Below are 25,460 nucleotides of genomic sequence, written 5' to 3'. Positions count from 1 at the left end.
GTTTCGGAGGGGGGATGGATGATGGGGGAGATATTTCGGCAAGCGGTTGGATTCGCAGGGAATGCACCAGCCGCATTGTGATGGCTGAGCGAGCCACCCTCTCAATCCGTCATCCTAGGCCTTGTGCCTAGGATCCATAATCCCGGCGTCCGCCGCCATGCCCCGATCTGGAAACACCGGGCGTATGGATTCTCGGGACAAGCCCGAGGATGACGAAGTGGGGTGGGTGCGGGTAGGAGACGTGGGGGCGTTCAGCCCTTCATCCGCCAGGTCGCGCCGTCGGGGCCGTCCATGACGATGACGTTCAGGGCGTTCAGCCGGTCGCGGATGCGGTCGGCTTCGGGCCAGTCCTTGGCGGCGCGGGCGACGGCGCGTTGCTCCAGCAGGGCCTCGACCTCGGCCTTCAGGGCGGGATCGCCGCCCTCGAACCAGACATCCGGCGTCAGCGACAACACCCCAAGCAGGCCGGCGGCCTCCCGAAGGCTCCAGCGCGCCATGGCGACGTCGTTGATGTCGGCCTCGGCGTCGTTCAGCAGATCGCGCAGGGCGTTGCCCAGGCCGAACAGCTGGGCGATGGCGCCCGGCGTGTTGAGGTCGTCCTCGAGCGCGTCGAGCACCGGGCCCAGGGCGTTTTCGGCCAGCTCCATCTCGGCCTCGTCCAGCGTGGCCGGGTCGAAGTCGGCCAGGGCCGCGTCGGCGTCGCGCAGGACGCCGTACAGCCTATCCAGGTTCTTGCGGCTCTGATCCAGCAGGCCCTGGTTCCAGTCCAGGGGCTGGCGATAATGGGCCGACAGCAACGCCCAGCGGACGACCTCGCCCGGCATGGCCTGGACCAGATCGTGCAGCAAGAGGACGTTGCCGATGGATTTCGACATCTTCTCGGCGTCCACAGTCAGGAAGCCGTTGTGCATCCAGTAGCGGGCGTATTCGTCATGCGCCAAGCCATCATGCGCATGGCCGTGGGCGCAGACCCCTTGCGCGATCTCGTTCTCATGGTGGGGAAACACCAGGTCGACGCCGCCGCCGTGGATGTCGATGGGCAGGCCCAGGGTCCGTTCGATCATGGCCGAGCATTCGATGTGCCAGCCCGGACGCCCCTGCCCCCAGGGCGACGGCCAGGACGGCTCGTCCGGCTTGGACGGCTTCCACAGGACGAAGTCGTGAGGGTTCTTCTTGTAAGGCGCGACCTCGACGCGGGCGCCGGCGATCATGTCGTCCAGATTCCGGCCCGACAGGGCGCCGTAGGCGGGATAGGACGAGACGTCGAACAGGACGTGCCCCCCCTCCTTCTCGTCATGGACGGCATAGGCGCAGCCGGCGTCGACGATGGCCTGGATCTGATCGACGATGGCCGGGATGTAGTCGGTGACGTGCGGGGCGATGTCGGGCGGCGAGACGTTCAGCAGCCCCATGTCGGCCAGATAGGCGGCCTCGTAGCGGGCGGTGATATGGCCGATCGGCACGCCTTCGCGCGCGGCCTTCTGGTTGATCTTGTCGTCCACGTCGGTGACGTTGCGGGCGTAGATCACATGGTCCGCGCCGTAGGTCCGGCGCAGCAGGCGCACCAGAACGTCGAACACCACCGGCGGGCGCGCATTGCCGATATGGGCGTAGTCATAGACCGTCGGGCCGCACACATAGAGCGTCACCCGGTTCGGATCGCGCGGCTCGAACAGGCGCTTTTCACGGCGCAGGGTGTCGTGGATGTGCAGCGGCATCGGGTAAGGCGGACTTCGTTTTCTTGCAGGACGGAGGCTCCGTCCCATATAGCGGCCTGATATACAGTCCGAGCGGATTGTTAAATGCTAACCTGGGGGCGTCGGCCCCGGTCGGATCAGTTCATGAGCGTCATCCCCGCCAAGCCCGTCCTCGTCAGCGACGGAATCACCCAACGCCCCAGCCGCGAACAGGCGCTGGAGGCGGTGCGGACGCTGATCGCCTGGGCCGGCGACGATCCCGACCGGCCGGGCCTGATCGACACGCCCAAACGGGTGGTGGACGCCTATGGCGAATGGTTCGACGGCTATGACGCCGACGCGGCCAAGGAGCTGAGCCGCACCTTCGAGGACGTGACCGGATACGACGACATGGTCATCCTGCGCGACATCGAGGTGGAGAGCCATTGCGAGCACCATATGGCCCCCTTCCTGGGCAAGGCCTATGTCGCCTATCTGCCCGGCGAGAAGGTGGTCGGAATCTCCAAGCTGGCGCGGGTGGTCGAGATCTTCGCCCGACGGCTGCAGAACCAGGAGACCCTGACCAACGACATCATCGACGCCATCGAATCGCATCTGCAGCCGCGCGGCGTGGCTGTTCTGATCGACGCCGAACACCAGTGCATGACCACGCGCGGGGTGCATCATCGGCACGTTTCGACCATCACCACCCGCTTCACCGGCGCCTTCAAGGACGACGCCGCCCTGATGGACCGTTTCCTGAAGCTGGCGAAGGCGTGAAACGACCCTGCGCCGGCCCGTGTCGCGGGGCTGTCGCGTATAATTGACGTTCGGGCACGGCCGATCGTTTAGAACCGCTTTACAAGCGCGCATCGGGACGCCAAGAACCGAACGAGCTTTCGGGCGACCCATAGGGCCAAGACCGGCGCGCCACGGCGTCGGCCAGTAAACGGAGACGCAGCATGGCTGCCAAACTGAGCGGAGCCGGCGGCGACGGCGGCAAGACCATCGAACAGAACGCGGACATCAACGTCACGCCGTTCGTCGACATCATGCTGGTGCTGCTGATCATCTTCATGGTCGCCGCGCCTATGGCCACCGTCTCGATCCGCCTGGACCTGCCGCCCGCACAGCCGCCGGTCAATCCGACCCAGGAAAAGGAACCGGTCTACATCACCATCCAGGACTCGGGTCAGCTGTTCATCGCCGAGAAGCAGACCTCGCTCGACAACCTGGCCACCGACGTCTGCACCGCCCTGGGCGGCGGCGCCTGCCAGGAAGAGCGCGTCTTCGTCCGCGCCCAGCCGGAAGTGAAATACTCCCAGTTCATGGAAGTCATGAACAAGATGCAGGAGAACGGCTTCTTCAAGGTCGGCCTGCTGAACGAAGACATCGAATAGGACCGGCGTCCTCTTCCCCGGATCAGGGCCGCGCTCCGAAAGGGACGCGGCCTTTTTCTTTGGGCAAACCCAGCGTCGATCCCGTCTGGCTGAGGGCCGCGCTGGAGAAGCGGCGGCGCAAGGCGGCGCCGAAAAGCCTGGTGAAACAGCGCCCGGCCCCTACCGATCCGGCCAGGGGCGCCTAACTACGTCCCCTTGCCCGAACGACGCGAAGGAGCGCCCCCCATGGCCTATGGCGACCAACCCACGATCACCGTCGACGGGATCGAAATCCCCCTGCTGGGTTTCGGCACTTGGCAGCTGGAGCCTGACGACGCCCGGCGCATGGTCGCCGAGGCCCTGCGCATCGGCTATCGCCACATCGACACCGCCTGGATCTACAAGAACGAAAAGGCGGTCGGACAGGGCATCGTCGATTCGGGCGTGCCGCGCGAAGACATATTCCTGACCACCAAGATCTGGGTCGAACATTTCGGCCATGACGCCCTGCTGAACCAAGCCAGGGAATCGGCCGACAGCCTGGGGACGACGCCGGACCTTCTGCTGCTGCACTGGCCCAAGGCGACGCCGTCGTTCGAGGAGACGCTGGGCGCGCTGAACGAAGCGCGCGACCAGGGCCTGACGAAGTCGATCGGCCTGTCCAACTTCCCCTCCAAGGAATTCCGCCTGGCGCAGAGCCTGTCGAAGGCGCGGCTGCTGACCGATCAAGTCGAGCACCACCCCTATCTGGGCGTTGATCGGCTGGTCGCGACGGCGGCCGAACTGGGATCGTCGATCACCGCCTGGTCGCCCCTGGCCCAGGGCAAGATCGCCGACGACGCCACCATTTCCGAAATCGCCGCCGCCCACGGCAAGACCAACGGGCAGATCACCCTGCGCTGGCTGATCCAGAACCGGATCATCGCCATCCCCCGCACCTCCAAGGAAAGCCGGGCGCGCGAGAATTTCGACATCTTCGACTTCGCCCTGACCGACGAGGAGATGCAGCGGATGGACGCCCTGGACCGGGGCGAGCGGCTGGGCGACTGGCTGGACCCGGCGTTCGAATGGGACAAGGCTGACGCCTGATCGACGGCGGAGGCGGCGATGCTGAGGGAAAGGGACCGGCCCCGGCTGTGGCGGGCGACCTTCGCGGTCGTCGGCTGGGCCGCGTTGGTCCTGCAGTACATAGTGATGGTCGGGCCGGCCCAGGGCTGGGGCGTGATCGAGCGGACCGTCAACTATTTCAGCTTCTTCACCATCCTGACCAACACCCTGGTCGCCCTGGCCTTCACCGGACCGCTGATCGACGCCAATCGCAGGCTGGCGCGCTGGAGCGCCAGCGAAGGCGTTCGGGCGGCCGTGGCCATGTACATCGTGGTCGTGGGCGTGGTCTATCACGTGCTTCTGGCGCCGCACTGGAAGCCGGAGGGGCTGATGTACGGGGTCAATCTGGTGCTGCACTACGTTATGCCGGTCGCCTTCGTGCTGGACTGGCTGTGGTTCACGGCGAAGGGGCGGCTGCGCTGGATCGACCCGGTGAAATGGCTGGCCTTCCCGATGGTCTATGGCGGCTGGACGCTGGTCCACGGTCTGGCGACGCACTGGTGGCCCTATGGGTTCGTCGATGTGGACGCGCTGGGCCTGGGGCGGGTGCTGGCCATCTTCGCGGGATTGCTGGTCTTCTTCCTGCTGGTGGGTGTGGGGCTGGTGGGTCTGGATCGGCTGTTCGGTCGTCGGACAGGTGACACGGCGTCCGCAGCCCTTTAGGCGAGGCGCATGGCCTACAAATCCCTTCGCGACTTCATCGATCAGCTGGAAGCCCAGGGCGAGCTGGCAAGGGTGTCCGAACCCGTCTCCACCGTGCTGGAGATGACCGAGATCCAGACGCGCCTGCTCAGGAACGGCGGCCCGGCGGTGCTGTTCGAAAAGCCGGTGATGCCGGACGGGACGATCAGCCCCATCCCCTGCCTGGCCAATCTGTTCGGCACGGTGAAGCGGGTGGCCATGGGGGTGACGCTGGAGGGCAAGAGCCGCACCACCACCGCCGAACTGCGCGAGGTCGGCGAACTGCTGGCCTTCCTGAGGAATCCCACGCCGCCGCGCGGCCTGGGCGACGCGATGGAGATGCTGCCTCTGGCCCAGACCGTCATGTCGATGCGGCCCAAGACGGTGAAGAAGGCGCCGGTGCAGGAGGTGGTGCTGAAGGGCGACCAGATCGACCTGACGGCGCTTCCCGTCCAGTCGTGCTGGCCCGGCGAGCCGGCGCCGCTTATCACCTGGGGGCTGGTCGTGACAAAGGGGCCGAGCGAGGAGCGAGAGGACGACTTCAACCTGGGCATCTATCGGATGCAGGTGCTGGGCAAGGACAAGGCGATCATGCGATGGCTGGCGCACCGGGGCGGGGCGCAACACTATGCCCGGCACAAGAAGGCCGGAAAGCGCGAGCCCCTGCCCTGCGCCGTGGTTCTGGGCGCCGATCCGGGCACCATACTGGCGGCGGTGACGCCCGTGCCGGACACCCTGTCGGAATATCAGTTCGCGGGCCTGATGCGGGGCGCCAAGGCCGAACTGGTCGCCTGCAAGACCGTGCCGCTGATGGTGCCGGCCCAGGCCGAGATCGTGCTGGAAGGCCATGTCCTGCTGGACGCGTTCGAGGACGAAGGCCCGTATGGCGACCACACCGGCTATTACAACTCGGTCGAGAAGTTCCCCGTCTTCCAGGTCAGCGCCATCACCATGCGCCGCGACCCCATCTATCTAACCACCTTCACCGGCCGGCCGCCGGACGAGCCGAGCGTGCTGGGCGAGGCGCTGAACGAGGTGTTCATTCCCTTGCTGCATCAGCAGTTCCCGGAGATCGTCGACTTCTGGCTGCCGCCCGAGGGCTGTTCCTACCGGATCGCCGTGGTGTCGATGAAGAAGGCCTATCCGGGCCACGCCAAGCGGGTGATGCTGGGCGTCTGGAGCTATCTGCGCCAGTTCATGTACACCAAGTGGGTCATCGTGGTGGACGACGACATAGACGCCCGCGACTGGAAGGACGTGATGTGGGCCATCTCGACCAAGATGGACCCGGCGCGCGACATCACCGTGATCGAGTCGACGCCGATCGACTATCTGGATTTCGCCAGCCCGGAGAGCGGCCTGGGCTCCAAGATCGGCCTGGACGCCACCGACAAATGGCCGCTCGAGACCAAGCGCGAATGGGGCGAGGAGATTCGCATGGACGAGGCGGTCGTCGAACGGGTCAACGAGCTGTGGGGCCGTCTCGGCCTGCCGGGTGACGGGACGCCGATCTGGAAGTAAGCTTGGCTTTTGGTGACGCCGGGGGGCGATGTGAGCGCGTTCGAGTTCTTCTTCAGCTTTTACGGCCTGCTGCTGGGCCTGTCCGTGGCCGAACTGGTCGGCGGGTTCGCGCGAGTGCTGCATGAGAAGCAGCGGATCCGGTTCGGTTGGTTGACGCCGATGCTGGCCCTGTTCGTGGCCATCGACATCACCACCTTCTGGAACCAGGCCTGGGTCATCTTCCGGGGGGCGCCGTTCAACACCTTCGTCCTGCTGATCTCGCTGAGCATCGCAGCGACCTTCTATGTTGCCGCCAGCGTCACCTTCCCGCGCGTGTCGGCCGAGGGCGGCGACGAACGGATCGATCTGGACGACCACTTCTGGGCGCATCGGCGGCTGGTGTTCGGCTGCATCCTGGCGGCCAATCTGATCGTGGCGGTGATCGTCGTCATCCTTGCCCAGCTCGATCCGGGCTTCGCCAAGATCGCCGGGTCAGTGCGGTTGTGGGTCGGGGTCGCCATCTTCGTGATCGGCACGGCGACGGCGGCATTCGCGCCGTGGCGCCGGGCGGCCACCGGCGCCCTGGTCGTCGTGCTGATCTACAGTCTCTGGCAGATAGGGAACTCGGCGGCGCTGCTGCTCAAGGCCGGCGGCTGGGCGCCCGTCCTGGGTGGCGGCGGTTGAAACCTTGTCAGAGCCGCGCAATCGGCCCACGAAAGGCCATGCAGTCCCCTCTTCTGGTTTCGGCGCTGGTCGCCGCCCTTGCCTGTAGCGTGAGCCCCGCCATGTCCCAGACGCTTCCCAACACCGCGCCGTGGGATCAAGCCTTCCTGCCGCCGGCCCCCACCTGGGACGGCGCGTCCAAGGCTCTGTTGCGTGACGCGAGCGACCCGTGGGTCACGCCGTTCGAGGCCGACGCCGCACACGATTTCTCGCCCAACTACGCCGACACCCGCGCCTGGTTCGACCGACTCGACCAGGCCAGCGACCTGATCCGCATCGAACAGTTCGGGGTCTCGCCCGAGGGCCGGCCCATCTATGCGGTGATCGCCTCGAAGGACGGGGCGACCTTCGATCCGGCCAAGCCCGTGCTGATGATCCAGGCCGGCATCCACCCCGGCGAGATCGACGGCAAGGATGCGGGCATGATGCTGCTGCGCGACATCGCCTTCTATGGAAAGGACGCCCTGCTGGACCGGGTCAATCTGATCCTGATCCCGATCCTGAGCGTGGACGGACATGAGCGAGCATCCGCCTATTCCCGCCCGAACCAGCGCGGGCCGCGCATCCAGGGCTGGCGCAACACGGCGACCAACCAGAACCTGAACCGCGACTATCTGAAGCTGGACCAGCCCGAGATGCGGGCCGTGAGCGGCCTGATCCTGAAATACCGGCCCGACCTGTACGTCGACGTCCATGTCACCGACGGCATGGATTACCAGTACGACGTCACCTACGGCTTCAACGGCGAGGACGGGGCCTTCAGCCGTTCGCCCAACAGCTCGGCCTGGCTGGATTCGGTGTTCAAGCCGGCGATGAATGGGGCGCTGGAACGCGAAGGCCATATCCCCGGCGAACTCGTCTTCGGCATCGACGACGACGAGCCGAAGAAGGGCCTGTCCGACGGCGGCCTGGGCGAGCGGTTCTCGAACGGCTGGGGCGCGGCGGCGCATGTGCCGACGATCCTGATCGAGAACCACAGCCTGAAACCGCACGAGCAGCGGGTGCTGGGGACCTATGTCTTCATCGAGGCGGCGCTGCGGCTGCTGGCCGACCAGGGCGCGGACCTGCGCGCCGCGACGGAACAGGACAAGGCCCTGCGCCCGGCGCAGATCCCGGCCAACTTCGAAGCGGAAGAGACGCCGTCGTCGATCCGCCCGTTCAAGGGCGTCCTGTACGAGATGTACGACAGCGCCGCCTCCGGCCGCAAAGAGATCCGCTGGCTGGGAAGGCCCGATCCCGAACCGTGGCGGATGCCCTTCTACGGCTCCAGGCCGACCCTGACCCTGACGCGGCCGACCGCCTATTGGGTTCCCGGCTATCGCACCGACATCATCGAGCGTCTGAAGGCGCACGGGATCGAGATGGAGACGGTCGAGGCGCCGCGCACCATCACTCTGTCGATGCTGCGCCTGGTCGAGCCGAAGCTGGCGACGCGGGCCAACGAGGGCCATGTCCAGGCCTCGGTCAAGACGGTCGAGGTCGAGCGGCGCGACTGGACCTGGCCGGCCGGATCGGTGCGCGTGCCGACCGACCAGCCGCTGGGCGACATCGTCGTGCTGCTGCTGGAGCCGCAGTCGAACGAGAGCTTCTTCGCCTGGGGGATGTTCCCAGAGGTCATGAGCCGGGTCGAATATATCGAGGCCTACGCCATCGCGCCCCTGGCGGACAGGATGATGGCCGCCGATCCCGCGCTGAAGGCCGCGTTCGAGGCCAGGCTGGCGGCCGAGCCGGCGTTCGCCGCCGATCCGCAGGCGCGCCTGGCCTGGTTTTACGAACGGACGCCCTTCTACGACGAGCGCTATCTGCTCTATCCGGTCGGGCGCGAGGACTGAAACCATGACCACGCCGATGATGTACGCCATCCAGGCCGCCGCCCTGTGGAGCGGCCTGCTGATCCTGCTGATGCTGGTGCTGTCCGGCGTCGTGGTCAGCGGCCGGCGAAAGCATATGGTGTCGTTCGGCGACGGCGGGAACGCCGACCTGATGGCCGCCAGCCGGGCGTTCGGCAATCTGACGGAATATGCGACGCCGGGCATGATCGCCCTGCTGCTGTTGGCGGCCGTGGGCGCGCCGGCCTGGATGGTGCATGGCGTAGGGGCGACCCTGCTGGCCGGGCGGATCAGCCATGCGCTGGGCCTGCTGTTCCAGACCGGGCCGTCGCTGGGGCGGGTCGTGGGGATGCTTCTGACCTGGGTGGCCTTGCTGGCGGCGGCGGTCGGACTGATCGGCTTCGCGGTCGTCTGAACCACCGGCCGGTTGCGGCGCAGCAAGCCGTCCGCCATATCGGGGCATGACCAACACCCTGGCCGCGCCCGTCTCCGCCGATCTTCTGAACGACATCGTCAAGGCGGCCTTGAAGGCCGGCGCCGACGCCGCCGAGGCGGTCAGCGCGGATCGCCGCGCCCTGTCGGTCGGGGTGCGCAACGGCGGGCTGGAGGATGTGGAGCGCGAGGAATCGCGCGACCTGGGCCTGAGGGTCTTCGTGGGACAGCGTCAGGCCTCGGTGTCGGCGTCCGACCTGTCGCCGGTTGCGCAGGCGCGGCTGGTCGAGCGGGCGGTGGCGATGGCGCGCCTGGCGCCGGAAGACCCCTACGCCGGCCTGGCCCCGGAGGACCGTCTGGCGCGCGGCCCCTTCCCCGACCTGGACCTGTTCGACGCCACAGAATGCAGCGCCGAGGCCCTGGAGCGCGCCGCCGCCGAGGCCGAGGCCGCCGCCCTGGCCGTCGACGGGGTGGCGCGATCCGAGGGCGGGCACGCCAGCTGGTCGTCCAGCCGATGGCGGCTGGTCACGTCGCACGGTTTCGACGGCGCCTACGAAGGCTCGGCCTTCTCTCTGGGCGTCGGCGTCATCGCCGAAAAGGACGGGGCGATGGAGCGGGGCGGCGAAAGCCGTTCGACGCGGCATCTGTCCGACCTGCCGGACGCCGACCGGATCGGACGCACGGCGGGCGAACGCGCCGCAGCCCGCGTCGGGCCGCGCAAGATCGCCTCCACCACCGCCCCCGTCATCTTCGACAACCGGATGGCCGGCCAGATCGTATCGCCCGCCCTGGGGGCCATATCCGGTCCGTCCATCGCGCGCGGCACCTCCTTTCTGAAGGACCGGCTGGGCCAGCGGGTGTTCGCCGAGGGCGTCGCGCTGATCGACGACCCGTTCCGCCCGCGCGGCATGGGTTCGACCCCCTTCGACGACGAGGGCGTCGCGGTCGAGAAGCGCGCTCTGTTCGACGACGGCGTCCTGACCACCTGGCTGCTGAACAGCGCCGCGGCCCGGCAGCTGGGTCTGCAATCGACGGGTCACGCCTCGCGCGGCCTGGCGGGACCGTCAGGCGTCTCGACCCATAATCTGCACATGGAGCCGGGCGAGCGGGACCTGGCGGGCCTGATGGCCGATGCGGGGTCCGGGCTGCTGATCACCTCCATGTTCGGCCCGTCGCTGAACGGCAATACGGGCGACTGGTCGGCCGGGGTGTCGGGCTTCTGGTTCGAGAACGGCCAGATCGCCTATCCGGTCAGCGAGGTCACGGTGGCTGGCAGGCTGACCGAGCTTTATCTGCGGATGCAGCGCGGATCGGACCTGGAGTTCCGGGGCGGGTTCAACGTGCCCAGCCTGATGTTCGACGCGGTGGCCATCGCGGGCAAATGACGAGCCTGGACGACGACCTCGACCTGATCCGCCAGGCCGCCCTCGACGCCGGCGCCCTGGCCGTGGGCGAGCGCGAGGCGGGGCTGACGACCGAGGCCAAGCCCGGCGGGTCGCCCGTCACCAGCGGCGACCTGAAGGTGGACGCCATGCTGAAGGAAAGGCTGCTGTCCGCCCGCCCCGACTACGGCTGGCTGTCGGAGGAGACGGCGGACACGCCCGACCGACTGTCGAAGCGGCGCATCTTCGTCGTCGATCCCATCGACGGCACGGTCGCCTATATGAAACGGACTCCCTGGTGGTGCACCCCCATCGCCGTGGTCGAGGACGGCCAGGTCGTCGCCGCCGTCATCCACGCCCCCGAGGTCGAGGAGACCTATGTCGCCGTGCGCGGCGGCGGGGCGTGGCGCAACGGCAAGTCCATCCACGCCTCTGACGTCGACACGCTGGAGGACGCCTCCGTGCTGGGGGACGCGCGGCTGATCCAGGCGCCCTGGTTCGAGGAGCCGTGGCCGCCTATGCGGTTCGCCAAGCGCAACGCCCTGGCCTATCGGATGGCGCTGGTGGCGTCGGGCGCCTTCGACGCCGCCCTGGCCCTGACGCCGAAATGGGACTGGGACGTCGCCGCCGGCTGGCTGATCGCCACCGAGGCGGGCGCCCGGGTCAGCGACCACCACGGACGGCCATGGGCCTTCAACCGGCCCGATCCGCGTCAGGCCAGCCTGGTCTGCGCCGCCCCGACGATCCAGCCGATGATCGTGCAGCGCTGTAAAAACGTGCCGTTTTCGACCTAGGCCCAGGGTGGAAAAACCCCGGGCCGCATTGATCCAAGACCGTTCTCGGCCTATTGCGCGCGCAAAGCTCCTCCCCAAGCCTTTCAGGACTCTTCAATGACCGACCAGAACGTCCCGCAGCAGCTTCTGCACATCGTGATCGGCGGCGAGTTGCGCCACCTGAACGAGCCGGTGTTCCGCGACGTGTCCAAGGTCGAGTTCGTCGGCGCCTACGGCAGCTACGACGAGGCCAAGAAGGCCTGGAAGGCCCGCGCCCAGGCCACCGTCGACAACGCCCATATGCGCTATTTCATCCTGCACGCGCACAAGCTGATCGACCCGCGCGGCGAAGGCGCCTGATCCTGCGACATCGGGGCGTCCGAACCGATGTCCCGATCCCGCGTTTCGCCTGCAGGACGCGAGGACGACGGTGAACCTGGAACCGCAACAGATATTTCAACTGGTCAGCCTGCTGGCGGTGCTGGCCCTGTTCAGCTTTTCGCTACGCGGCCATCTGAACCATGCCCGCTGGTTCAGGCGCTGGGAGGCCGACCGCAAGGCGCGCCGCGACGCCGAACTGGCCGCCGAAGCGCGCCAGAACGGCCGGGACGGCGACGCGCCCAAGACCGGCCCCTGGGGCTGAACCCCTACTCCCGCCGCAGCAGCTTGTCGGTCAGCAGCGTGCCCCACCAGCCGGCCTTGAACTCGGCGCGGATGGCCTTGGGGTCGTAGTCGGGACTGTCGATCCAGTCGATGAAGCTGACGCCCTTCGGCTCGATTTCGCGGACGTATTTTTCCAGCGTGTAGTCCAGCACCCCGGTCAGGCCCTCGCGCGAGTGCAGGTATTTCTTGGACAGCTGTTTCATGGCGACCGAGATCGGCTCGCCCAGGTGGAAGTGGCGATAGAAGACCGCCATCATCCCCGCGCGGTCCGCCCCGGACTTGCAGTGGATCAGCACCGGATATTCGATGGTCCTGAACAGGTCGCGGGCGCGGTGGACGCGGTCGCGCTGAGGCGGATCGCGCGAGTCCAGCGGGGCGTCGATCAGGGTCAGGCCCAGCCGGTCGCAGGCGTCCTTCTCCAGCCAGTAATAGCCCTCGTCCCGCTCGCCGCGCAGATTGATGACCGTGCGCACGCCCTTGGATTTCCAATAGGCCAGTTGACGGGGCGACGGCTGGTTGGTGCGCACCAGATCAGGCCCCAGCCAGTGGGCGTTGGAAAAGGCCAGGCGCAGGAAGGCGTGATCGGCCCAGAAATAGTGCCAATGCGCCCGGAAACGGCCCATCGCGGTCGAGAGATCAAAGCGCGCCATGAGCGCCAGATAGCGAGCCGCGACCCTGGCGTCATCCAAACACCGCGTCCGCGCGTTGGATTGTTCACGCCGCACCCAAGGACCGCCATGACACGCCAAGCCGCCGCCGCCACCCTCGCCCTCGCCCTCGGTCTGTCGACCGGGGCCGCCGCCCAGACGCCCTCCGCCGCCGCGCCGCCCGAAGACCCCGTCCTGATCGCCTATCTGCGACAGCGGGCGCACGATGCGCTGGACACCACCCGCTATACGGCGGCCAACACCCCGGACGGGGCGATGACCGTCGTCTATCTGACCGGACCGAACTGGTGCGGATCGGGCGGATGCCGCCTGCTGGTGCTGGACCGCGCGGGCGGAGCCTATCGCTCGATCGGCGAGATCGGCGTCGCCCGCGCCCCGATCCGCCTGCTGGAACGCCAAAGCCATGGCCTGCGCGATCTGGCGGTGCAGGTCGCGGGCGGCGGGATCGTGGAGGGCTACGAGGCGGCCGTGCCGTTCGACGGGCGGCGATATGCATCCAATCCGACCGTCGCCCCCTCGGCCCGGATCGAGGACGCGCCGGGCGAGACCCTGATCCGCGCCGACGAACCCGGCCGCCCGCTGGTTCCGGCGCCCGACAAGCCTTGACTCGAGGGGCGGGTCGGACGACCGAAGGCCGATGAGCGAGCCCGCCCCCTCCATGCCCCTTCGCGTCCTGCTGGCGCGGATCTGGCGTGACTATCTGAGCAGCCGCAAGGTATCGCTGATCCTGTCGATCCTGTGCGCGGCGACGACGGGCCTGTTGACCGCCGCCCTGCTGAAGCTGTTGGAGCCGGCGGTGAACGGCCTGTTCCTGGGCGGGGATCAGCCCATCGTGCTGTTCGACCGTTTCCGCTTTCCCGCCGACCAGGCCCTGATCGTCATCCCGGCCGCCATCCTGGGGGTGGCGATGGTGCGGACCCTGGCGGCCATCGGACAGGCGGCCCTGGTCAACCGGCTGGGCCACACCATCGTTGGCGACATCCAGATCCGCCTGTTCGGGGCCATGATCCGGGCGGACCTGGCGCGCCTGCGCAGCCAGCATTCGGGCGGCTTCGTCTCGTCGGTGCTGTTCGACGCCAATCTGGTGCGCGAGGCCTTCACCTCGGGCGTGGTCAACTACACTCAGAACCTGCTGACCCTGATCGCGGTGCTGATCTATATGGGCTTCATCGACTGGCGGCTGACCCTGGTGGTGTTGCTGGGCGTGCCGCTGGTGGCGCTGGTGCTGCGGTGGTTCGGGCGCAAGACGCGCAAAGCCGCCGTCGGCGCCATGGCCGAGACCGAAAACCTGTCCACCGCCCTGATGGAGAATCTGGACGGGGTTCGCCTGATCAAGATCGAGAACCGCGAGGCGGCCGAACAGGACCGCGTCGCCGAGGTGATCGCCCGCCGCCAGCGCCACGTCATCAAGGGCGCCGACGCGCGCGCCTTCGCCGGGCCGTCCAGCGACCTGGTGGCCTATGTCGTGGTCGCCGCCGTCATGGCCTACGCCGGGTGGCGGGCGCAGTCCGGCGAGATGACGGTGGGCGGGTTCGCCGCCTTCATCGGGATGCTGCTGGCGGCCGGTCAGGCCCTGCGGCAGGTGACGAACCTGGCCACGGTGATGAGCGAGGGCTTCACCGCCGCGCGCCGCCTGTTCGCCGCCCTGGACATCCAGCCCGAGATCCGCGAGGCGACCGACGCCGCCCCCCTGCCCCCCGGCCCGGTCGAGGTGGCGCTGGACCGCGTCGCCTTCGCCTATGCCGGGACGGACGCGCCGACGCTGGAGGATGTGTCGATCCGCGTGGCGCCGGGCGAGACCGTGGCCCTGGTCGGGCCGTCGGGCGGGGGCAAGAGCACGATCCTGAGCCTGCTGCCGCGCTTCTACGACGTGACGGGCGGGGCGGTGACGATCAACGGCCGCGACGTGAGGGCGCTGCGCATCCACGACCTGCGCGACCATATCGCCCTGGTGACGCAGGAGCCCTTCTTGTTCGACGACACCATCGCCGCCAACATCGCCTATGGCCGGCCGGGCGCGACGCAGGATCAGATCGAGGCCGCCGCCCGCGCCGCCGCCGCCCATGACTTCGTCACGGCCCTGCCTCAGGGCTACGACACCCGCGCCGGCGAGGCGGGTCTACGTCTGTCCGGGGGGCAGCGCCAGCGCATCGCCATCGCCCGCGCCTTCGTCAAGGACGCGCCCATCCTGTTGCTGGACGAGGCCACTAGCGCCCTGGACACCGAGAGCGAGGCCCTGGTCCAGGCGGCGTTGGAGCGGCTGATGCACGGCCGCGCCACCCTGATGATCGCCCACCGGCTGTCGACCGTCAGGAACGCCGACCGCATCTATGTGATCGAAGCGGGCAAGGTGGTCGAACAGGGATCGCACGACGCCCTGGTGGCCAGGGGCGGTCTCTACGCCCGTCTGGCGCGGCAGCAGTCGCTGGACGGCGCGCCGGTCGAGGTGGGGACGGTGGCGTGAGGGCTCATTTCGACATCCTTCCCTTCGACTTCATCCTAGGCCTCGTGCCTAGGATCCATAAGCACGGCAGCCTGAACGTGGGTCGTCGCCGCCAGACACCGGGGGTCTGGATCCTAGGCACAAGGCCTAGGATGACGGGCTTTGAGTATGGCGCATTCTGTCTAGCAGAGGCCTGCGCGTGAGGCCCCTGCGCAATCCCGCCGTCCAGTCGGCCCTGGCCTGGACCCTGGCGAAATGGATGCGGTTCTGTTTCGCCACCATCCGTTGGACCCATGTGAACCGGGAAGCCGCCGAGGCGGTATGGGACCAGGGCGGCGGCGTCCTGTGCGTCTTCTGGCATTCGCGCATCGGCCTGGCGCCGGCGTGCTGGCCGCTGGATCGGGCGCAGCCGGCCAAGGCCCTGATCTCGCTGTCGGCGGACGGGGAATTCATCGCCAAGGCCGTCGCGCGTCAGGGCTTTCCCGCCGTGCGCGGGTCGTCCGCCAACAAGGACAAGGCCGCCATGGCCAAGGGCGGTTCGCAGGCCCTGCGCGACGGGCTGAAGCAGCTGAAGGTCGGCGCCCTGGCCATCACCCCCGACGGCCCGCGCGGCCCCGCCAATGTGATGGCCGAGGGGCTGCCGCTGCTGGCGAAACTGTCCAAGGCGCCGGTGCTGTTCATCGGCCTGTCGTGCAGCCCGGCGATCCGGCTGAACAGCTGGGACCGCGCCGTCCTGCCCCTGCCCTTCGGCAAGGGGGCCATCGTCTGGGACCGGGCCGACTACCCCGCCGGGGCCCAGATCGCCGATGTGGCCGCCGACTGGACGGCCCGGCTGAACGCCGTCGAGGCGCGGGCCGACGCGATGACGGGCCTGAAACCGTGACGCCCCTGCCGCTGATCGCCTATCGGCTGGCGACCCGCGCGCTGGAGCCGCTGGCGCCGCGCCTGCTGGACGCGCGCGCCCGGCGGGGCAAGGAGGATCCGGTGCGCGTGGACGAACGGATGGGCTTCACCCGCACCGAACGCCCTGACGGCGACCTGATCTGGCTGCACGGCGTCAGCGTGGGCGAAAGCCTGTCGCTGCTGCCCGTGGTCGAGCGGTTCGTCAAGGCGCGGCCGGACCTGACGGTGCTGGTCACGTCCGGCACCGTGACCTCGGCCCAGGTCCTGGCCGAGCGCCTGCCGGCGGGGGTGATCCAGCAGTATGCGCCGGTCGACGCCCCCGGCGTGGTCGCGCGGTTCCTGGACCACTGGCGACCGAGCCTGGCGGTCTTCGTCGAGAGCGAACTGTGGCCCAATCTGCTGCTGGAGGCGCATCGTCGCGGCGTCAAACTGGCCCTGGTCAGCGCGCGCCTGACCGAGAAGACGGTCCAGGGCTGGGCGCGGTTTCCGGCCTCGGCGCGGGCGGTGACGGGGACGTTCGACTTGGTGATGCCCCAGGACGCGACCTCGGCCCGTCGGCTGGAGGCGATGGGCGCGCGCATCGACGGGCTGGTGAACCTGAAACTTTCGGGCGAGGCCCTGCCGCACGATCCCGCCGCCTTCAGCCGCCTCTCCGCCGCCATCGGCGACCGCCCGGTGGTCGTGGCCGCCAGCACCCATGAGGGCGAGGAGATCGCGATCGTCCGCGCCCTGGACGGCCCGGGCGACCGCATCTGCCTGATCCTGGCGCCGCGCCACCCGGAGCGGGGGCCGCATATCGCCCAGGGCCTGGCGCGCGAGGGCTACGCCTTCGCCATGCGCTCGCGCGGGGAAACGATCGGGCCGGACACCGACATCTATCTGGCCGACACCCTGAACGAGATGGGGCTGTTCCTGCGGCTGGCCGATGTGGTCATCATGGGCGGATCGTTCGCCCCGGCCCTGGGCCTGCCGCCGGTCGGGGGACACAATCCGCTGGAGCCGGCGCGGCTGGGCCGGCCGGCGATCATGGGGCCGGACGCCTCCAACTGGGCGCCGGTGACGGCGGCCCTGAGCAGCGCGGGCGGTCTGGCCCTGGTCCAGGCGCCATCGGACCTGGCCGGCGCCATCGCGCCGTTGCTGGCCGACCCGGCGGCGGCCAAGGCGATGGGCGAGCGGGCGCGGCGCGCAGCGGCCGAGGCGGGCGGCGGGCTGGAGCGGCTGTGGGCTGCGCTGCTGCCGCTGACGCCCCCGCCGGCGCGGGCCGGACGATGAAGCTGAACACCCCCCGCTGGTGGTATGTGCGCGACAGCAGCCATGCGCGCCTGACCCGCACCCTGCTGAAACCGCTGGGCTGGGCCTGGGCCGGCGTGACGGCGCGGCGCATCGCCAGGGCCGCGCCGGTCGATCCGGGCTGCGCGGTGATCTCCGTCGGCAATCTGACGGTGGGCGGATCGGGCAAGACGCCGGTCGCGCGTGAAATCCTGCGTCTGCTGCGGGCGGCCGGCGTGGAGACGCAAGGGCTGTCGCGCGGCTATGGCGGGCGGCTGGAGGGGCCGGTGCGGGTCGATCCGACCGCGCATACGGCCGCCGACGTCGGCGACGAACCCCTGATGCTGGCGCAAGGGGCGCCGGTCTGGATCGCGCGCGACCGAATCGCAGGGGCCAGGGCGGCGGTCCACGGCGGCGCCCGGACCCTGGTGCTGGACGACGGGCACCAGAACCCGGCCCTGAAGAAGACCGTCAGCCTGGTCGTCGTGGACGGCGAGACGCGCGGCGACGAATGGCCGTTCGGCGACGGCTCGGTCTTTCCCTCCGGCCCCATGCGAGAGCCGCTGAAGGCCGGGCTGGCGCGGGCCGATGCGGTGGTGGTGATGCTGCCGACCGACGTCGAGACCGCCGATCCCGAACTGTTGGCGACGTTCGGCGCCCTGCCCGTCTTCGTGGCCCGCCTGACGCCCGAAGGCCCGCCCCCGACCGGACCGCAGGTCGGGTTCGCCGGCATCGCCAAGCCGTGGAAGGTCGAACGGTCGCTGAAGGCGGCGGGCTGCGACCTGATCGACTTCGTCCCCTTCCCCGACCACGCGGCCTATGGCGCCGACACCCTGGCCTTCCTGGCCGACCGCGCGGCCGTCTATGAGGCAGGCCTGGTGACGACGGAGAAGGACTGGGTGCGGCTGACGCCCGAGCAGCGCGCGGGCGTTTCGGCCTGGCCGGTCGTCGCCCGGTTCGAGGATCAGGCGGGCTTCACCGCCTTCCTTGACAAGCGGATTCAAGCGGCGCGGTAGGGCCACGCGCTATCTCTGCGCTTGGTTCCCCTTGATCACGAGAGTTTTATCGCGCTGCACAACGCCGTTCATCGGGTTCGTCTGCAACCTTCGCACCTGAACGAACGTTGTCAGCGGTTAGGATGAAACCCCAACGTCCGTGGGGCTTTGACGGGCGTCCTCGGTCGCCGCCGCCGCCATCGGCGCGGCGGGTTTCGGCGCGATCCGTCGCATCCGACCGTCCATACAGGGCCGTCGCCGCAAAAATGCCCCACAAGGCTCAGGTTGCCTCGCCCGCCCGGCTTTGAAACAACCCTGCCTTCGGACCAACCGCAACGAGGGCGTCGCATGCGGCTATCGAGACGAGGGCTGATCCTGGGCGGATCGGCGATGCTGGCCGGTTGCGCCAGCGCCAGCGCAACCCCGCCGCTGACCACGGCCCAGACCATCACCCCCGTCGCGCCGCCGCAGGTCGGATCGCCGACCATCCAGACCGCGTCCCTGACGCCGCCGCCGCTGGACCCGCGCGGCCATGTGCGCAAGGAACTGATGGAACAGGCCATGACGGCGCTGGACACCCATCACCGCCACCTGCCGCTGCGCGACCGGATGTATCTGGTCGATTTCCAGAAATTCTCGGGCGAGGAACGGCTGTACGAGGTCGATCTGGTCGCTGGCGAGGTCAAGGTCCTGCGGACCTGCCACGGTCGCGGCTCGGACCCCCGCCACAGCGGCTACGCCCAGCGGTTCTCGAACACGCCGGATTCCAACATGTCCTCGGTCGGCGCCTACGCCACCGCCGGCGCCAACTGGGGCCGCCAGCAGGGGCCGAACGTGCTGCTGGACGGGCTGGAATACACCAACGACAAGGCGCGCGAGCGGGCCATCATCATCCACGGCGCCGACTACGCCGACCCCGACTTCCTGGCGCGCGAAGGCAAGCTGGGCCGCAGCTACGGCTGTTTCTCTGTCGCCCACACCGACCTGCCCGCCCTGCGCGAACGCATGGGCGAGGGCCGGCTGCTGTACGCGGCCGCCTGACGCTCAGCCGTCCCGCCTGCGCGCCGAATGGCGGATGGTGATGACCTCGACATGGTCCACCTTGACCGCATATCTGATCAGATAGGGCTTCACCAACGTCAGTTCGCGCGTGCCGTGGATCGCCGGTCGTCCTCGATCGGCGAATTCCGACAGGCTTTCTGCGGCGGCTTTCAGCCTGATGAAGAATCGGGCGGCGGCGGCCGGATTGAAGTCCGCGATATACAGGCTGATGTCTTCCAGATCGGCCAGAGCCTGATCGGTCCAGACGACTATCCGCATTTCGGCCTAGGCAGGGGATTGCCCGAGGCCCAAGACTCGACCCACCGCATCACGGTGTCGTTGTCCACCACCCGCCCCGCCTCGGCGTCCGCCAGGCCGCGCAGGGTCGCCGCCTCGTCGGCGGCGTCGTCGGGAATGTCGAAGACGCCCGGCTCGTCGTCATCGTCGTGATAAGCGGGTTCGACCATGCCCCGACCCTTAGCACAGCCTGGGCGCGCGGTCAGCCCCGCTCCAGCGCCCGCCAGCCGATGTCCGAACGGTTGAAGCCGCCGGGCCAGTCGATCTTCCTGATGGCGGCGTAGGCCCGGTCGCGGGCCTGGGCGATGTCGTCGCCCTCAGCGCAGACGTTCAGAACGCGCCCGCCCGAAGCGCATAGCTGGCCGTCGTCGCGGCGTTTGGTGCCGGCGTGGAACACCTGGACGTGGGGGCCGAAGTCCTGATCGGCGCCGCGGATGATGGAGCCTTCCAGCGGGCTGTCGGGATAGCCCTTGGCCGCCATGACCACGCAGATCACCGTCTGCGGCTTGAACGCCGGCGCCGGCAGGCCCGACACGTCGCCCCGCGCGCAGCCCAGCAGATAGGGCACGATGTCGCCGGCGAACCGCATCATCAGCACCTGGCATTCCGGGTCGCCGAAACGGGCGTTGAACTCCACCACCTTGGGGCCGTCCTCGGTCGCCATCAGGCCGGCGTAGAGGACGCCGCGATAGGGGGCGCCCTCTTCGGCCATCTTCTGGATGGTCGGCTGGACGATCCGCTCGTCGGCCTGGCGCACCAGATCGGCGGTGAAGACGGGCGCCGGCGAATAGGCGCCCATGCCGCCCGTGTTCGGTCCCAGGTCGCCGTCGAAGGCGCGCTTGTGGTCCTGAGCCCCGCCGAACAGCAGGGCGTGGCGGCCGTCGCAAAGGGCGAACAGCGACCCCTCCTCGCCGTCCATGAACTCCTCGATGACGACGCGCGCGCCGGCCGCGCCGAAACGGCCGCCCAGCATCCGCTCGATCTCGGCCTCGGCGTCGGGGCGGTCGGGGCTGATGGCCACGCCCTTACCGGCGGCCAGGCCGTCGGCCTTGACGACATAGGGGGGGCGGAAGGCGTCCAGCGCCGCCTTGGCGCCCGCGACCGTATCGTAGACCCCGTAGCCGGCCGTGGGGATGTCGTGCCGTTCCAGGAACGCCTTGGAGAAGGCTTTCGACGTCTCAAGCTGCGCGGCCTTGGCCGTGGGGCCGAAACAGGGGACGCCCGCCGCCGCCAGACGGTCGGCCAGGCCGGCGGCCAGCGCCACTTCCGGTCCCACCACCACCAGATCGGCGCGGATCTCGCGCGCCAGGGCCGCCAGCCCCTCGGCGTCGTCGGCCTTGACCGCGCGCAGTTCGCACAGTTTCTCGATCCCCGGATTGCCGGGCGCCGCCACCAGGCGCGTGACCAGCGGCGACTGGGCGATCTTCCAGGCCAAGGCGTGTTCGCGGCCGCCCGATCCGACGAGAAGAATGTTCATGAGACCGGGCAATGACCGGCCCGCGCGGGCCGGTCAAGCGCCGGTTGGGCTTGACGCCGAATTCGGCGCTGGATCAGCGCGCGGGCGGCGTCCAGGCCGGCAGGGCCTGAAGCTGGCCGGGCGTCAGGTCCGTGACCAGATCCTTGTCGCCGTTGCGGTCGACGGGGGCCACGTCGGCGACCGGAACCAGCACCTTCATGTCGCCCGGGCCGTTCAGCTCGACCACCAGATGGGTCAGGGCGCCCGAGGCGTCCAGCACCAGGGTCTCGACATCGCCCAGGTCGACGTCGGCGCGCGAATAGAGGTCGGCGTCCTCCAATTGATCGCGCGTCATGCCGAAGGCCAGGGCGGCGTTGGTCGCGGCGGCGTCGGCCCGACGGTCGGGCAGAGGCGCAGGCGCAGCCCCCGGCGCCGGCGCCTGGACCACGTCGTCGTCGCGGTCCGAACAGGCGGCGGCTCCGGCCAGGCACAGGACGGCGGCGAACGGGACAAGGCGGTTCATGGAATCTCCTTAAAACAGGGCGAAAACGACGTAGGCGGCCAGACCCAGCAGGGCGATGCCGCCGACGATCAGCCACGGGCTCATGGCGCCGCCCTCGCCCGCGCGGCGGCGCAGATCGCGCTCGCGAGGGTCCTGGTCGGACGGATCGGTGCCTGGGGGATCGGCGGCCATGAGGACCCAACGAGGCGCCGCGGCCCCCGTTCCCGGACGCATCGACGCAGGCTAGAATGCCCCGATGAGCGACGACTATGTTTTCGAAGGTCCGGCCCAAGCCCCCGCCCCGCGCGACAACAATCCGCCGCTGTCGATCTCGGAACTGTCGTTCGCGCTGAAGCGGACGCTGGAGGATCGATTCGGCCATGTGCGGCTGCGGGGCGAGATCTCCAAGGTCAACCGCCACGCCTCGGGCCATATCTATCTGACGCTGAAGGACGACAAGTCCGCCATCGACGGCGTGGTGTGGAAGGGATCGACGCGCGGCCTCGGCGTCCAGCCCGAGGCGGGGCTGGAGGTCGTCGTCACCGGCAAGATCACCTCCTATCCGGCGCGCTCGTCCTATCAGATCGTGATCGAGAGCATGGAGGCGGCGGGGGCCGGCGCCCTCCTGGCCCAGTTGGAGCGGCTGAAGGTCCGGCTGCGCCAGGAAGGCCTGTTCGATCCGGCCCGCAAGAAGCCCCTGCCCGCCTTTCCCGCCGTCATCGGCGTGATCACCAGCCCCACCGGCGCGGTGATCCGCGACGTGCTGCACCGGATCGCCGAGCGCTGGCCCTGCCGGGTCATCGTCTGGCCGGTGATGGTCCAGGGCGACACGGCCTGCGGCCAGGTGTCGAATGCGATTCGCGGCTTCGACGGCATGACGGAGGGCGGTCTCGTCCCCCGCCCCGACCTGCTGATCGTGGCGCGCGGCGGCGGGTCGGTCGAGGACCTGTGGTGTTTCAACGACGAGGGGCTGGCCCGCACGGTGGCGGCGGCGCGCATCCCGGTCATTTCGGCCGTCGGGCACGAAACGGACACCACCCTGATCGACTTCGTGTCGGATCGGCGCGCGCCGACCCCGACCGGCGCGGCCGAAATGGCGACGCCGGTGCTGGCGGACCTTCGCTACGCCGTGGCGGACCTGGACCGGCGCATGGTCCAGGCGGGCGGGCGGCTGATCGAGGATCGGCGCACGCGGCTGCGGGCCGTGGCGCGCGGCCTTCCGGCCCGGCCCGAGGACCTGCTGGCTTTGGCGCAGCAGCGGCTGGACCACGTGTCGAGCCGGCTGGGATCGGGGCTGCAACGCAACGTCGCCCTGCACGAGCGGCATCTGGCCGTCGCGGGCGGCAAGCTGAGCCCCGCCCTGCTGCGCACACGGATCGAGCGGGGGCGGGACCGGCTGCGCGGCGCCGGCGACCGGCTGGGCGCGGCCCTTCAGGCGGGGGTGGCGCGCGGCGAGCGGCGGCTGTTGCAGGTGTCGGCCCGGCTGTCGCCCGAACCGCTGCACCGGCGGCTGGACCAGCGCGAGGCGCGGCTGGACGCCCTCGGCGCGCGGCTGGACAGCGTCATGCCGCGCCGGATGGAGCGGGAAGCCGACCGTCTGGCGGGCCTGTCGCGGGCCCTGGCCACCCTGGATCCCGGCCGACCCAAGCCGGGATTCGCCCGCGTCGAGAATGCCGACGGCGGCTGGATCACCTCGGCCTCCGCGCTGGAGACGGGTCAGGCGGTCCGGCTGGTGTTCGGCGACGGCGCCCGCCCGGCCGTCATCGAGGGCGATCCCCGGCCGGCTTCGCCGCGTCCGCCGGCGAAACCGAAGCCGCCGGCGGCGGGTCAGGGAAGCCTGTTCTAATTTCTGTCGCCGACCGTCATTCTGGGGCGTCCGCAGGACGAACCCGCAACCCAGGAGGCGTGCATCCGGCGCCCAATGCATCGGACAGCTCGAGTGCGGCCCTGGGTTCCGGGTTCTTCGCTTCGCTCAGCCGCGGAATGACGACCGGGCGGCAGGTGACGGCCGTTTTCCGCTTCGTCCCGGCTGCGCTTCCTGCTAACCGGCCCGGCATGAAGATCACCCGCCTCGCCGCCGCCGCCTATGTCTTCGCGCTTCTGATCATCCTGCTGGACCAGGCGACCAAGGCCTGGGTCATCGGCGGCCTGACGCTGCACGAGGTCGGGCGCATCCCCATCCTGCCGCCGATCCTGAACTTCAGCTGGGTCGAGAACACCGGCGTCAGCTTCGGCCTGTTCGGCGGCGGCGAAGCGCGCTGGGGCCTGGCCGTCTTCTCGGTCATCGTCTCGGCGGGGCTGGCCTGGTGGGCGACCAAGGCGGATCGCCGTCTGCTGATCACCGCCATCGGCTTCGTCATGGGCGGCGCGCTCGGCAATGTGATCGACCGCATCCGCTTCGGCTATGTGGTGGATTTCATCGACTTCTCGGGCACGGGCGTCTTTCCCTGGGTTTTCAACGTCGCCGACAGCGCCATCACCATCGGCGTGATCCTGCTGATTCTGGACAGCCTGATGTCAGACAAACCCGGCAAGGTTGGCGCGGCCCCCGAAAAGTCGTAATCACCCCGTCTTCACTATGCCCATGACGCCCGCGCGGCGTTTCGTGCATCAGCCGACCAGAGCCTGAAACCATGCGTATCCGCAGCGTCGCCGTCCTGACCCTCGTCGCCTCCTCCGCCCTGGCCGTCTCGGCGTGCGGCGGACTGAAGCAAGGCATCGGCCTGACCAAGGTGGTGCCGGACGAATTCGTCACCGTCTCGACCGCCCCGCTCAGCGTGCCGCCGGAATACGGCCTGCGCCCGCCCGCGCCCGGCCAGCCGCGCCCGCAGGAACTGGCTCCCGAAAGCGCCGCGCGCCAGATCCTGCTGGGCCAGCGCCAGGCCGTGACCCGCACGCCGGGCGAGCAGGCGCTGGTGGCGCAGGCCGGCGGCGAACAGGCCGACCCCCTGGCCCGCTATGTCGTCGACGACGAGTTCGGCGACCTGGCGCACAAGGACGAAAGTTTCGCCAACCGGCTGATGTTCTGGCGCAAGGACGACCCCTCGACCCAGGCCCCGACGGTTCGCCAGACCGCCGAGGGCCAGAAGACCGTCGACGCCGCCACCGAGGCCGAGCGCCTGCAGGCCCTGACCGGCGGCCGTCAGGCCATCACCATCCAGCCGCGCCGCAGCTCGGGCTTTAAACTGCCCGGCCTCTAAGCGACGCCGGAACGGACGCTTGCCACGGCGGCGTCCGTCCTTATTGTAAACGGACCTGCTGGAGCCGTTTGCATGACCGAAGCCCTCGACATCGCCGCCCTGTCCGGGGTCGAACAGCTGCGCCTGGGCCTGAGCGGCGGATTCGTCGCCCCGATCGCGCGCACGGTGGGATTCGACCTGACCGAGGTGGAGGAAGGCCGCGTGGCGTTCGAGGCCGTGCCGACGACGGCCGTCTACAATCCCCTGGGATCGGTGCATGGCGGCTGGATCGCCACCGTGCTGGATTCGGCCTGCGGCTGCGTGGTCCATTCGACGCTGCGGCCAGGCCAGACCTATACGACGCTGGAGCTGAAGACCGTCTTCCACAAGGCGTTGAGCGCCGGCACGCCGGTTCGCGCCGAGGGGCGGATCGTCCAGGCCGGCCGCCGCACCGCCTTCGCCGAGGCCGATCTGCGGGGGCTGGACGGGCGGCTGTACGCCACCGCGACCTCCACCTGCCTGGTGATGGAGCTATAGGCGGCCAGCAAGCGTTTGCCGCGCC

At 69.2% G+C, this 25,460-nt stretch carries 29 protein-coding genes; 22 read left to right on the top strand and 7 right to left on the bottom strand.

Annotated elements, in window-relative coordinates; all coding sequences use genetic code 11:
- Positions 1–251: 251 nt before the first annotated feature.
- Positions 252–1,718 carry a cysteine--tRNA ligase gene (gene cysS / locus AC0L6G_RS00475; RefSeq protein ID WP_293824296.1) on the bottom strand — a complete coding sequence of 489 codons (1,467 nt, stop codon included), beginning with the start codon at positions 1,716–1,718 and terminating at the stop codon, positions 252–254.
- A 123-nt stretch (positions 1,719–1,841) separates the two neighbouring features.
- Between cysS and folE the strand changes: the two genes are divergently transcribed.
- The 12 genes from folE (at position 1,842) to AC0L6G_RS00415 (ending at position 12,125) form a co-directional block, all read left to right on the top strand.
- Positions 1,842–2,456, top strand: coding sequence for a GTP cyclohydrolase I FolE (gene folE / locus AC0L6G_RS00470; RefSeq protein ID WP_293824294.1), 615 nt, complete (start codon positions 1,842–1,844; stop codon positions 2,454–2,456).
- 182 nt (positions 2,457–2,638) lie between these two features.
- The gene (locus AC0L6G_RS00465; RefSeq protein WP_291536061.1) at positions 2,639–3,076 is read left to right on the top strand and encodes a biopolymer transporter ExbD; all 438 of its coding nucleotides are present in this window, start codon (positions 2,639–2,641) and stop codon (positions 3,074–3,076) included.
- Between the two features lie 225 nt (positions 3,077–3,301).
- Positions 3,302–4,144, top strand: coding sequence for an aldo/keto reductase (locus AC0L6G_RS00460; RefSeq protein ID WP_293824292.1), 843 nt, complete (start codon positions 3,302–3,304; stop codon positions 4,142–4,144).
- A gap of 18 nt (positions 4,145–4,162) precedes the next feature.
- Positions 4,163–4,825, top strand: a complete 663-nt coding sequence (locus AC0L6G_RS00455; protein ID WP_293824290.1) for a Pr6Pr family membrane protein — start codon at positions 4,163–4,165, stop codon at positions 4,823–4,825.
- A gap of 9 nt (positions 4,826–4,834) precedes the next feature.
- Positions 4,835–6,364, top strand: a complete 1,530-nt coding sequence (locus AC0L6G_RS00450) for a UbiD family decarboxylase (protein WP_293824288.1) — start codon at positions 4,835–4,837, stop codon at positions 6,362–6,364.
- A gap of 30 nt (positions 6,365–6,394) precedes the next feature.
- Positions 6,395–7,027: a hypothetical protein gene (locus AC0L6G_RS00445; RefSeq protein ID WP_293824286.1), complete on the top strand. Its 633-nt coding sequence runs from the start codon at positions 6,395–6,397 to the stop codon at positions 7,025–7,027.
- A gap of 101 nt (positions 7,028–7,128) precedes the next feature.
- Positions 7,129–8,898, top strand: coding sequence for a M14 family metallopeptidase (locus AC0L6G_RS00440; RefSeq protein WP_293824284.1), 1,770 nt, complete (start codon positions 7,129–7,131; stop codon positions 8,896–8,898).
- A gap of 4 nt (positions 8,899–8,902) precedes the next feature.
- Complete coding sequence (locus AC0L6G_RS00435) at positions 8,903–9,310, top strand: MAPEG family protein (protein ID WP_293824282.1); 408 nt, start codon at positions 8,903–8,905, stop codon at positions 9,308–9,310.
- Between the two features lie 46 nt (positions 9,311–9,356).
- Positions 9,357–10,712: a TldD/PmbA family protein gene (locus AC0L6G_RS00430; protein WP_473252710.1), complete on the top strand. Its 1,356-nt coding sequence runs from the start codon at positions 9,357–9,359 to the stop codon at positions 10,710–10,712.
- On the top strand, positions 10,709–11,503 hold the full coding sequence (locus AC0L6G_RS00425) for a 3'(2'),5'-bisphosphate nucleotidase CysQ (RefSeq protein ID WP_291536067.1): 795 nt from the start codon (positions 10,709–10,711) through the stop codon (positions 11,501–11,503). The genes AC0L6G_RS00430 and AC0L6G_RS00425 overlap by 4 nt, the downstream gene beginning before the upstream one ends.
- 96 nt (positions 11,504–11,599) lie before the next feature.
- The gene (locus tag AC0L6G_RS00420; protein ID WP_291536068.1) at positions 11,600–11,842 is read left to right on the top strand and encodes a DUF4170 domain-containing protein; all 243 of its coding nucleotides are present in this window, start codon (positions 11,600–11,602) and stop codon (positions 11,840–11,842) included.
- Positions 11,843–11,912: 70 nt separating this feature from the next.
- Positions 11,913–12,125 carry a hypothetical protein gene (locus AC0L6G_RS00415; protein WP_293824278.1) on the top strand — a complete coding sequence of 71 codons (213 nt, stop codon included), beginning with the start codon at positions 11,913–11,915 and terminating at the stop codon, positions 12,123–12,125.
- A 4-nt stretch (positions 12,126–12,129) separates the two neighbouring features.
- Here AC0L6G_RS00415 and AC0L6G_RS00410 read toward each other — a convergent pair whose 3' ends face one another.
- On the bottom strand, positions 12,130–12,795 hold the full coding sequence (locus AC0L6G_RS00410) for a protein tyrosine phosphatase family protein (protein WP_293824516.1): 666 nt from the start codon (positions 12,793–12,795) through the stop codon (positions 12,130–12,132).
- 87 nt (positions 12,796–12,882) lie between these two features.
- On the opposite strand from AC0L6G_RS00410, the gene AC0L6G_RS00405 reads away from it, so the two are divergent.
- The 6 genes from AC0L6G_RS00405 to AC0L6G_RS00380 all read left to right on the top strand — a co-directional run bounded on the left by AC0L6G_RS00405 (position 12,883) and on the right by AC0L6G_RS00380 (position 19,464).
- Entirely contained in the window at positions 12,883–13,419 is a 537-nt protein-coding gene (locus tag AC0L6G_RS00405) for a hypothetical protein (RefSeq protein WP_293824276.1), read from the top strand.
- Positions 13,420–13,450: 31 nt separating this feature from the next.
- Entirely contained in the window at positions 13,451–15,277 is a 1,827-nt protein-coding gene (locus AC0L6G_RS00400; protein ID WP_473252709.1) for an ABC transporter ATP-binding protein, read from the top strand.
- Between the two features lie 178 nt (positions 15,278–15,455).
- The gene (locus AC0L6G_RS00395) at positions 15,456–16,139 is read left to right on the top strand and encodes a lysophospholipid acyltransferase family protein (RefSeq protein ID WP_293824272.1); all 684 of its coding nucleotides are present in this window, start codon (positions 15,456–15,458) and stop codon (positions 16,137–16,139) included.
- Positions 16,136–17,431 (top strand): 3-deoxy-D-manno-octulosonic acid transferase, encoded by a 1,296-nt coding sequence (locus AC0L6G_RS00390; protein WP_293824270.1) that lies wholly within the window; start codon positions 16,136–16,138, stop codon positions 17,429–17,431. The genes AC0L6G_RS00395 and AC0L6G_RS00390 overlap by 4 nt, the downstream gene beginning before the upstream one ends.
- A complete protein-coding gene (lpxK, locus tag AC0L6G_RS00385; protein WP_293824269.1) occupies positions 17,428–18,444 on the top strand; it encodes a tetraacyldisaccharide 4'-kinase in 1,017 nt (338 codons plus the stop codon). The genes AC0L6G_RS00390 and lpxK overlap by 4 nt, the downstream gene beginning before the upstream one ends.
- A 327-nt stretch (positions 18,445–18,771) precedes the next feature.
- Positions 18,772–19,464: a murein L,D-transpeptidase catalytic domain family protein gene (locus AC0L6G_RS00380; protein WP_293824267.1), complete on the top strand. Its 693-nt coding sequence runs from the start codon at positions 18,772–18,774 to the stop codon at positions 19,462–19,464.
- Between the two features lie 3 nt (positions 19,465–19,467).
- Here the strand turns inward: AC0L6G_RS00380 and AC0L6G_RS00375 are convergent, their stop codons facing one another.
- From AC0L6G_RS00375 to AC0L6G_RS00355, 5 genes are all read right to left on the bottom strand, one after another.
- Entirely contained in the window at positions 19,468–19,743 is a 276-nt protein-coding gene (locus tag AC0L6G_RS00375) for a type II toxin-antitoxin system RelE/ParE family toxin (protein ID WP_293824265.1), read from the bottom strand.
- On the bottom strand, positions 19,734–19,931 hold the full coding sequence (locus AC0L6G_RS00370) for a CopG family transcriptional regulator (RefSeq protein ID WP_293824263.1): 198 nt from the start codon (positions 19,929–19,931) through the stop codon (positions 19,734–19,736). Before AC0L6G_RS00370 ends, AC0L6G_RS00375 begins: the two co-directional genes overlap by 10 nt.
- A gap of 32 nt (positions 19,932–19,963) precedes the next feature.
- Positions 19,964–21,238 carry a phosphoribosylamine--glycine ligase gene (purD, locus tag AC0L6G_RS00365; RefSeq protein WP_293824261.1) on the bottom strand — a complete coding sequence of 425 codons (1,275 nt, stop codon included), beginning with the start codon at positions 21,236–21,238 and terminating at the stop codon, positions 19,964–19,966.
- Positions 21,239–21,311: 73 nt separating this feature from the next.
- Positions 21,312–21,740 (bottom strand): PRC-barrel domain-containing protein, encoded by a 429-nt coding sequence (locus AC0L6G_RS00360; RefSeq protein ID WP_293824259.1) that lies wholly within the window; start codon positions 21,738–21,740, stop codon positions 21,312–21,314.
- 9 nt (positions 21,741–21,749) lie between these two features.
- The gene (locus tag AC0L6G_RS00355; protein ID WP_293824257.1) at positions 21,750–21,911 is read right to left on the bottom strand and encodes a hypothetical protein; all 162 of its coding nucleotides are present in this window, start codon (positions 21,909–21,911) and stop codon (positions 21,750–21,752) included.
- Positions 21,912–21,975: 64 nt separating this feature from the next.
- Here AC0L6G_RS00355 and xseA point away from each other — a divergent pair, with 64 nt between their 5' ends.
- The 4 genes from xseA (at position 21,976) to AC0L6G_RS00335 (ending at position 25,435) form a co-directional block, all read left to right on the top strand.
- The gene (xseA, locus tag AC0L6G_RS00350; protein ID WP_473252708.1) at positions 21,976–23,565 is read left to right on the top strand and encodes an exodeoxyribonuclease VII large subunit; all 1,590 of its coding nucleotides are present in this window, start codon (positions 21,976–21,978) and stop codon (positions 23,563–23,565) included.
- A gap of 209 nt (positions 23,566–23,774) precedes the next feature.
- Positions 23,775–24,281 carry a signal peptidase II gene (gene lspA, locus AC0L6G_RS00345; RefSeq protein WP_291536083.1) on the top strand — a complete coding sequence of 169 codons (507 nt, stop codon included), beginning with the start codon at positions 23,775–23,777 and terminating at the stop codon, positions 24,279–24,281.
- A 71-nt stretch (positions 24,282–24,352) separates the two neighbouring features.
- The gene (locus tag AC0L6G_RS00340) at positions 24,353–24,919 is read left to right on the top strand and encodes a DUF3035 domain-containing protein (protein ID WP_291536084.1); all 567 of its coding nucleotides are present in this window, start codon (positions 24,353–24,355) and stop codon (positions 24,917–24,919) included.
- A gap of 72 nt (positions 24,920–24,991) precedes the next feature.
- Positions 24,992–25,435 (top strand): PaaI family thioesterase, encoded by a 444-nt coding sequence (locus AC0L6G_RS00335; protein ID WP_293824253.1) that lies wholly within the window; start codon positions 24,992–24,994, stop codon positions 25,433–25,435.
- The last annotated feature ends 25 nt before the right edge of the window (positions 25,436–25,460 follow it).

Source organism: Brevundimonas sp. D3-1P (assembly GCF_055809335.1).
This window is presented reverse-complemented; position numbering and strand designations above follow the sequence as displayed.